At 36.1% G+C, this 8559-nt stretch carries 12 protein-coding genes and 1 pseudogene; 6 read left to right on the top strand and 7 right to left on the bottom strand.

Annotated features, from left to right (window positions below; translation table 11 throughout):
- A pseudogene (locus AC1DND_RS21335) lies at positions 1 to 136 on the top strand (acyl-CoA dehydrogenase family protein); the annotation flags it as partial.
- On the opposite strand, the gene msrA reads toward AC1DND_RS21335, so the two are convergent.
- The 7 genes from msrA to AC1DND_RS21300 form a co-directional block, all read right to left on the bottom strand.
- Positions 137 to 679 carry a peptide-methionine (S)-S-oxide reductase MsrA gene (msrA, locus tag AC1DND_RS21330; RefSeq protein WP_477584641.1) on the bottom strand — a complete coding sequence of 181 codons (543 nt, stop codon included), beginning with the start codon at positions 677 to 679 and terminating at the stop codon, positions 137 to 139.
- Positions 680 to 1005: 326 nt separating this feature from the next.
- The gene (locus AC1DND_RS21325; protein ID WP_477584640.1) at positions 1006 to 2055 is read right to left on the bottom strand and encodes a hypothetical protein; all 1050 of its coding nucleotides are present in this window, start codon (positions 2053 to 2055) and stop codon (positions 1006 to 1008) included.
- A gap of 97 nt (positions 2056 to 2152) precedes the next feature.
- Complete coding sequence (locus AC1DND_RS21320) at positions 2153 to 3034, bottom strand: RsmD family RNA methyltransferase (RefSeq protein ID WP_193420498.1); 882 nt, start codon at positions 3032 to 3034, stop codon at positions 2153 to 2155.
- 4 nt (positions 3035 to 3038) lie between these two features.
- On the bottom strand, positions 3039 to 3422 hold the full coding sequence (locus AC1DND_RS21315) for a type II toxin-antitoxin system VapC family toxin (RefSeq protein WP_477584639.1): 384 nt from the start codon (positions 3420 to 3422) through the stop codon (positions 3039 to 3041).
- Positions 3422 to 3667: a type II toxin-antitoxin system VapB family antitoxin gene (gene vapB, locus AC1DND_RS21310; protein ID WP_477584638.1), complete on the bottom strand. Its 246-nt coding sequence runs from the start codon at positions 3665 to 3667 to the stop codon at positions 3422 to 3424. The genes AC1DND_RS21315 and vapB overlap by 1 nt, the downstream gene beginning before the upstream one ends.
- 24 nt (positions 3668 to 3691) lie before the next feature.
- Positions 3692 to 4162 (bottom strand): ABC transporter ATP-binding protein, encoded by a 471-nt coding sequence (locus AC1DND_RS21305; RefSeq protein WP_477584637.1) that lies wholly within the window; start codon positions 4160 to 4162, stop codon positions 3692 to 3694.
- The gene (locus AC1DND_RS21300; RefSeq protein WP_029275780.1) at positions 4162 to 4896 is read right to left on the bottom strand and encodes an MlaE family ABC transporter permease; all 735 of its coding nucleotides are present in this window, start codon (positions 4894 to 4896) and stop codon (positions 4162 to 4164) included. Before AC1DND_RS21300 ends, AC1DND_RS21305 begins: the two co-directional genes overlap by 1 nt.
- A 147-nt stretch (positions 4897 to 5043) precedes the next feature.
- On the opposite strand from AC1DND_RS21300, the gene AC1DND_RS21295 reads away from it, so the two are divergent.
- The 5 genes from AC1DND_RS21295 to AC1DND_RS21275 form a co-directional block, all read left to right on the top strand.
- Positions 5044 to 5733 (top strand): SDR family oxidoreductase, encoded by a 690-nt coding sequence (locus AC1DND_RS21295; RefSeq protein ID WP_477584636.1) that lies wholly within the window; start codon positions 5044 to 5046, stop codon positions 5731 to 5733.
- A 19-nt stretch (positions 5734 to 5752) separates the two neighbouring features.
- Positions 5753 to 6292, top strand: coding sequence for a PspC domain-containing protein (locus AC1DND_RS21290; protein WP_477584635.1), 540 nt, complete (start codon positions 5753 to 5755; stop codon positions 6290 to 6292).
- 5 nt (positions 6293 to 6297) lie between these two features.
- A complete protein-coding gene (locus AC1DND_RS21285; protein WP_477584634.1) occupies positions 6298 to 7281 on the top strand; it encodes a LiaF transmembrane domain-containing protein in 984 nt (327 codons plus the stop codon).
- Positions 7282 to 7390: 109 nt separating this feature from the next.
- Positions 7391 to 8002 carry an RDD family protein gene (locus tag AC1DND_RS21280; protein WP_477584633.1) on the top strand — a complete coding sequence of 204 codons (612 nt, stop codon included), beginning with the start codon at positions 7391 to 7393 and terminating at the stop codon, positions 8000 to 8002.
- 258 nt (positions 8003 to 8260) lie between these two features.
- Positions 8261 to 8559: hypothetical protein (locus AC1DND_RS21275; RefSeq protein ID WP_477584632.1), on the top strand; the 299-nt coding region annotated here is incomplete at its 3' end.

The following is an 8559-nucleotide window of genomic DNA, read 5'->3' as shown; positions in this document are numbered from 1 at the left end:
TGCCTGTTGGAAATCGGCAGCTACTTTATTCCCATACTGTGGCTTAGCGGCTGCAAAAAAGGAATCAGAAATTAATAGGGTTTGGAGAGATATTCATACGGCAAGCCAACATGCTTTACTTACTTTCGAAATTTAATTATTCCAAAAGCGCTGGTTTAATTTTATCTTTAAAATCAGTAGCAAACTTATTAAGTTTAGGTTGTATCACAAATGCACAATAAGGTTTCCCCTGATTGTTGCTAAAATAGTTTTGATGATAATCTTCAGCCTCATAAAATTCGGCTATAGGAGAAACTTCTGTCGCAATGGGCTTATCGAAAATATGTTGTTGGGTTAAATCTTCGATCATTTTCTCCGTCTGTTTTTTCTGATCTTCATTTTCATAAAAAACCACCGAGCGGTATTGCGTGCCAACATCATTACCCTGCCTATTTAAAGTTGTTGGATTATGGGTTTTAAAGAATACCAATAAAAGCTCATTGAACGAAATAACACTTTCATCGAATGAGATTCGAATTACTTCTGCGTGTCCGGTATCGCCGTTACAAATTTCCATATAGGTAGGATGCTTTAAATCTCCCCCCATATAGCCTGATGTAACCTGGCTTACTCCATTTAACGTCTGAAAAACGGCTTCGGTGCACCAAAAGCAGCCGCCGCCAAATGTTGCTGTTTGCATATCCTACGTATATAAAATCTATTCCAATTTTTAGATCAATCAAAAAAAGACATTTTTTTGATATTAAAGATTGGTTGGGTATCGATTATTCCTATAAGTTTTAAGGAGGTGCTATTTGGACAGCGCTTTAGGATAAATACTTCAATATCCTTAAGACTAGGTAATCTTAATTAACTACAGATAAAAAAGGATGCATACAGATATAAGAATCTGTGTGTATCTGTGATTAAAAATTAACTAAATGAAATTGATAAATACATCACAAAATGTATCTTATATAGCATGAAAACAAAAAAGCCTGTAATTACGATTACAGGCTTCTACTTTTATTGATATTGAATATATATCGGTTTTGGTGTAAGCTTTAACAGCTCTTCTGGAGTCATCAAACGCTTCGGATCTTTCTTTAGATCATTTTTGTAAAACAATTTAAAGCCAGTAAACTGTACAGGCTCGCCCTGTATAAAGTGGCGGTAGGTGCCTTTTTTCAATTCAGGTTCGCCCCATCCATCCATATGTACCACAACCTGAACCTCAGGACGTAATTTAATATTAGCAGAATTCGTTACCATTTTCTTTGTAAAACGGTGCAATACAAATACTTTTGGAGGCAAGTTGTATTTTTTAACAATATCTGCTAAATATCCGGTTACATAGTTAACATCGGCAGCATCGTAGGTGCCGATTTTTTTGCCTGGCAATGTTCCGTCTTTCATCGAAAATTCAGGGTCGATACCTAAATGAACGTATGGCAATTCCAGGTATTTTGCGATATGAGGTAACTCGGCTTTTATTGTGCTTAAAGCTACCTGAAGATCTAAAAATACAATGGTATTAGGCTGCATTTTGGCAATTTTCAAAACAGAATCAATCTGTTTGTTGCCCATTCTGTTGATGTATTTTCCATCTTTCCCCGGTGTTCCACTTGCTACTGCAGCAATATAGTGTAATCCTGGTTGTACAGGGGTAGAGGGATCAGCCTTTTCCCAATGTTTAACCTCAGCATTTAAACGTTTCCACATTTCTTTAGGCGCATATTCGCCAAGCGCACCCATTTTTTTCGAATGTAGGTTTCCATAATAAACAACGATGCGTTTAAAAGGTAAAATGGCTCCCGCCAAAGGATATGGTTGTTTTTTTACTGGCCATCTTCCGGTAGTATCTCCGTTTGCCAGTTTTTTCACCAACGAATCGTAAAGCTTTGGATCAACAGGTTTCATTACGTTTACCGTTGAGTCCGTTTTCTTTTTAGTTGAATCAGAAGAGAAGATTTTGCCGATACCGCCACTGCTCTTACCGTCTGAATTACAGTTGGCAAATAAGCTGATTGCGGCAAAACCAAGTATTAGTGTGCCTGCTAATTGAGGGAATTTCATAAATATTATATAGATAATTAAAGTTTAGACAGTTTCCGAATCTGTTTTGATGAAAGTAGGGTGGAAATCTGGTAGTTTAAAATAAAGTAATCAACATTTACACATTACAGAATTTGCCAAAAACACCCAATGGCAATTTAATGCCCGAAGTAGCTTGTAGAAACAGTTCTCCGGTTTCGAGGTTTTTAACTGATGGGAATGAGGTACGGATTAAATTTTCTACAATTACCGACGAAAACCCTAATGAATAAGTATTTAGGATTAAGAAGTGTTCTTTTTCATCCAGCAGTTGTACCACATCCTGCATCATTTCCTGAATATGATCTTCCAGTTTCCATTTTTCGCCATTAGGGCCGTGGCCATAAGCAGGAGGGTCTAAAATGATTCCGTTGTATTTTTTGCCTCTTTTTAATTCTTTTTTTACAAACTTTAAGGCATCTTCTACCATCCAACGGGTATCCTTCAAGCCTGAAAGCTCCTGGTTTTCGTTTGCCCAGGTAACAACCTGTTTAATCGAATCTACGTGCGTAGTTTCAGCACCTGCTGCATTGGCAATTAGTGATGCCGCACCAGTATAAGCGAAAAGATTTAAAACTTTAGGCTGTGGCGTTTTAAATTTTTTAATCGATGAAGAGATGAAATCCCAGTTTACTGCCTGCTCAGGGAATACGCCCACGTGTTTAAAAGAAGTTAAACCTAAGCGGAGTTTAATGGCCACTTCATCATTTTTATATTCTACATGCCAACGATCAGGAATAGATTGATTTTTCTTTACCCATTCGCCAGAAGTAGCCGAACGGCCCCTGAAAGTAATGTTGGCCGTTTTTTTCCAATCCTGTTCTGAGTATGTTTTTTTCCATACCGCCTGTGGTTCAGGACGGATAAGGGTTACATTTCCAAAACGTTCTAATTTTTCAAAATCCCCGCAATCAATCAGTTCATAGTCTTTCCAGTGGGTTGGGGCAAGTAATTGTATCATGTATTTAAAATAACTTTAAATTTGGATAGCTTTTGATGTATTGATCATCAGTTATCAGGGTTAGATCATTTGCTAGTGCCTGTGCTATAATAAGTCTATCAAATGGATCCTTATGTATTAATGGTAATGTAGAATAAGTAGTAAAGTCATCTTTAGCAGGCTGAAGAATTTTTACTCGGTACTTATCAAGTAATTCATAAATTGAGTTAATATCGTCTTTTAACTTTAGCTTTCCGATATTAGTCTTTATTGTAATTTCCCAAATGCTTACAATGCTAATATATTTTTCTGTTACAGGATTGTTTATGATCTCTATAATCTTTTTTGAAATTGAGTTATCTCCATTAATAAAGAATAGGAATATGTGTGTATCAAGCAAAAAACGCATTACATATAATCCTTGAGATCATCCAATGGTTCGTTAAAATCATCAGAAATATAAAGAATTGTACCTTTGGCAGCGCCATATAAGCTTTTTGGCTCTTCAACAACATTTGCTTTTTMACTTGCCGATTTAGGAAAGCTCTTCGAATGTTTAGCTTTTAAAAAATCAATAAAATCTTCTACCTCGTTTACCATGCTTTCTGGTAAGGTTTCCAATTTGTGAATGATATTTTTTGTAGCCGTTGTCATAACTAAACAAATATAAGAATTTTCTTAAAACTTATCTTTTGCTGCCTTCATAAAGCGGCTGGCGAATACGAAATCGTTTAATTCTTTAATATCAGTATGTGCAATTTCTTTGTTGCTGCCTTCCCAGAATTTTTTTCCTTCGTGTAGGAATAAAATATAGTCGCCAATACCCATAACCGAGTTCATATCGTGTGTTACTACAATAGTAGTGGTTTTGTATTCTTCGGTAATTTCCTGAATCAACTCATCAATTACGATGGACGTTTTTGGATCTAAGCCTGAGTTCGGCTCATCACAGAACAGATACTTCGGGTTCATAGATATAGCACGTGAATCTGGCTGATGCAAACCAACCATGCATTTCAATAATGTTGTTTTTCCTGATCCGGAGCCACCGATAATCAAATTGGTTACCCCTTCTTCAAACTTTCCAGAAATGCCTTGTAATACATCATTTCCGGAGAAAGATTTATAAATATCTTTAATTTCGATCATTACAATAAAAGTTGAGTAACTAAATAATCGCAAACAAGAATAGAGATACAGCTAATTACAACTGCTCTTGTACTGGCCTGCGAAACTTCTAAAGCACCACCACGAACATAAAAACCTTCGTAAGCTGGAACTGATGTAATAATGAAACCAAATACAAATGCCTTTACCAAAGCAACCGTGATGGTGTAAGGATTAAAATCAGTTGTTATACCTTGAATATATTCTGCAGGAGTAACAGCACCCGAAATAGAACCGCCAATATATCCACCGGTAATACTTAAAAACATAGAAATGATTACCAGCATGGGTACCATGGTTATGCCCGAAATAATTTTAGGAAGGATGAGGTAGCCAGGTGCATTTATACCCATAATTTCTAAAGCGTCAATCTGTTCAGTAACACGCATCGAACCAATTTCTGATGAAATGGCCGATCCGATTTTTCCTGCCAGTACAATTGCACTAATGGTTGGGCTTAACTCTAATATACTCGAGTCGCGGTTTACAGAACCGATAATTGTTTTTGGAATAAAATCACTAACCAACTGGAAAGCAATTTGTAGCGTCATTACTGCACCAATAAAAGTAGAGATGATAGCAATTAAACCTAAAGAGCCTACACCAACATAATCCATTTGTTTGGCAATTTCTTTTAGGTATATTTTCAGTTTTTCCGGCTTTCTGAATACAGACTTGAGTAGCAGGATGTATCTGCCGAAATTGGTAAAATTCATTCCGTATGTATTTGCTTAATTTAAATGATCGTTCTATACTACTACAAAGAAACAATAAAAATTTGGAGCACTTTGCTAATTGTAAAAATATTCGTGGTTTTGAATATAAATATGGTTTTTTGTTAACAAAAATTAAACCATAAATAAATGAAAGCTGTAATAACCGGAGCAACTAAAGKAATTGGTAGAGCTATTGCGACTAAATTAGCCCAAAATGGGTACGATTTAGTTTTGGTAGCAAGGGGTTTAGATGAACTTGACAGGCTTCGACAGGAACTAACCCCTTATGGGAATGCTATTTTTACGCAGACAGCAGATTGTTCTGTTAAAGAAGAAGTGTATGCTTTTTTAAATTCGACTGCTATAAATCTTGATCAAGTAGATGTTTTAGTAAATAATGTGGGGATCTTTTTGCCTGGCAGCATGCTCGATGAGGATGACGAAACTTTCGAAAAACAGCAGCATATAAATACAAATGCCTGTTATTACATCAGTAAATTTTTTGGAAAAAAAATGCGCTCAGCTAAGCGAGGCCATATATTCAACATCTGTTCGGTGGCCAGTAAAGCACCTGTAAAAAATGGAGGCAGTTATAGTGTAACAAAAGCAGCGATGTTAAGTCTTAATCATGTATTGCGGCAAGAGTTAGCACCTCACAATGTTAAAGTAACTGCATTTTTGCCAGGTTCTACTAAAACTTCATCCTGGGAAGGAACAACAATTCCGGATGAAAAATTTGTACAGCCTGAAGATATTGCAGAAACTTTGWTTACCATTTTAAACTTAAGTAAAGGGGTAAATGTAGACGAGGTTTTGATTACTCCGCTTGATTTTTAAACACAAAATGAACAACGTTATGGAAAAGAAGCTTTTTAGAAACGAACACGATAAGATGATTGCCGGTGTAGCTTCGGGACTTGCAGATTATATGCAGGTGGAGGTTACCATAATTAGATTATTGTTTGCATTATCGGCTATATTTATGGCTGGACAACCTGTTGATGGTGGACAAAAAACGCCTTTCGAAACACAGCCCGATTTCAATAAATTCAATAAATCTAACGATACTGGTCGCACCATAGGCGGATTAATATTGCTAGTAATAGGATGTTTTTTCCTGATGCGCGAAATGGATTTTATACCCGACTGGTTTAGTATCCACAATTTATTCAAGTACATGTGGCCATTGATATTTATTGCCTTAGGTGTAAGTATTATAGCTAAATCAAAAAGAAAGAATGACTGGGCTGCTTTTCAGAACCAACAGGAGGCTGAACAACAAAAAGAAGCTGAACAACAAAAAACAGCTGATTTTTCTGAAACTATTGTAGAAAATGAACCTACGGCACCAGCTAACAAAGATGATAATTCAACATCCGCTAACCCTCAAGTATAAATAGAATGAAATTAGATAGATTAATTTGGGGTATTATCCTGCTTTTTATTGGCGGTGTACTTCTACTCGAAAACTTTGATGTAATCAACTTTTATTGGCGCAACGTTTGGAGCTTTTGGCCAGTGTTCTTAATTATAGCAGGTTTAAATATCCTGTTCAATAAAAACAACTCGCAAACAGGTAGTATCATTTCTATTGGCGTTTTAGTAGTGGCTTTGTCGTTCCTTTTTTACAAAGGACAGCAAGTACCCGAGCATGGTAACTGGTGGGGGCACCATTTCAAAAAAGATATCGATGTTAATATCGACCATAATGATGGCGACAACGACGATGATGATGACGATAGTGATACCTCATATAATCACTTAAGTTTATCTGAGCCATTTGTAGCTGCAGATAATGCGAAAAAAACAGTACTAAATATTTCCGGAGGTGGCATTTCATTTAATCTTGATGGTGAAACAACCGAGTTGATTAATGCCGACGTAAAGAAAAGACATGGTAACTTCTCTTTAAAGAAATTGCTTACCGATAGCGCTATCGTACTTACTTTCCAGATGGATGATAAAAAGAGTAAATGGAATTTTGGTGATGGTGGTAACGATGTTAACTTTAAATTGAATAAAGAAGCCAACTGGGATATTTTAATGAAACTCGGAGCTGGCGAAGCAAATTTTGATTTTGCCAATTACAAAGTGCGTACCTTCCGCTTTGATGGTGGGGCAGCAGCTTTGGATATTAAATTCGGAGATTTATTGCCAATAACCGACGTAATTGTGAAATCTGGCGTTGCCGATGTTAACATTAAGGTGCCTACCAACTCGGGTTGCCGAATTAAAACCAAAACAGGTTTATCAGCTAAAGATTTCGATGGTTTTGAGAAATTGAGTGATGGTGTTTACGAAACCTCAAACTATAAAACCTCAACCAAAAAAATCTTTATTAATTTAGATGGCGGATTGAGTAACTTTGAAGTAAGCAGATATTAAAAAGGCAGAAGGTTTTAAGGTGGGGGATGTAAGGTTGATTCTTGTAGAAGAAATTTTTATAAAATGCTGATCTTACAATCCCAAAATCTCATCATCCTGATCCAATCCAATGAATCCTGATCAATATATAGTTGTAATTAATGGAAAGCCACAAGGGCCGTATAGTTTAACCGAACTGAAAGATTTAAACATCAGTGCGAATACGTTTATACGTAAACCCGGAATGGACGATTATAAAGAAGCTCACGCAATTCCCGAATTGCGTGAGCTTTTGGGTTTTAGTTATCAAAAAACAGCACCCCAATATTTTGCCGCTTTCGATCAAAGGCTGTTGGCATCGGTAATTGATCATTTTATTATTTTTGGAATATATAGCATTATCATTTTAACGAGTTATATTTTTATTGAAGGCAAAGATCAGCGGATTATGGCTTTTCTAATCCCATTTCCATCCATATTTATTATTAAACTCATTTATGGTAGCATTGCCGAAGCATCAGCCAGTCAGGCCACTATAGGTAAAAAACTTCTCAATATTAAAGTAACCGATTTAGAGGGAAGCCGGGTTTCTTTTTGTGTTTCTCTAGTCAGGAATTTTTCTAAAATCTTATCTGTAATTCCTGTTTTCTTTGGCTATTTATACAGTTTCCTCAATAAGAARAACCAGTGTTGGCACGATATTGCAGCCAATACGTTGGTGATAAAAGATCGGTTGATATAAGTTAGAAAAGCAAAGTCAATACAACTATTTCGTTACTCGGGCTGTACGCTATATCTTTGGCTGGCCTTCGGCTACGCTCAGGCTTACAGCCAAAGGATGCCGCTTCCATCCCGTTTATGAACCTGGGTCGGTGCAATGATGCCAAACCCACCCACCGTTAAAAAATAAACCAATTTCAATTTCTACTTTCAGTTAAAAGATGTTAAATAAGAATTAAGCTACTATTCTATTGATTAGTTTTAGTGAAATTAATCTAATATGCTACGTATCCTTCTCACCACAATTTTTGTTTTTTATCAACTTACTTCTTTTTGCCAAACTTCAACAGATTCGTTAAAACCTGTTAAGGATGAATATAATTTAGGTTTCGAAAAAACAGTTCCCAAGTCTAAGTCTTCTGTTGGTTGGAGTACGGGTACAACCAAAAGTGGATATAAGGTCGAAATCGATTCAACCCAAAAATATACAGGTAAATATTCCTTGTTGATAGAAAATATCGCCAAAGATGTAGAATCCAATTATGCCATGTCTAATTTAATTATACCTTCAAAATTTGA

The sequence above is a fragment of the Pedobacter sp. 01N416 genome (genome assembly GCF_056399685.1).
The sequence above is the reverse complement of the archived record's forward strand: the minus strand, read 5'-3'. Positions and strand labels throughout refer to the sequence as shown.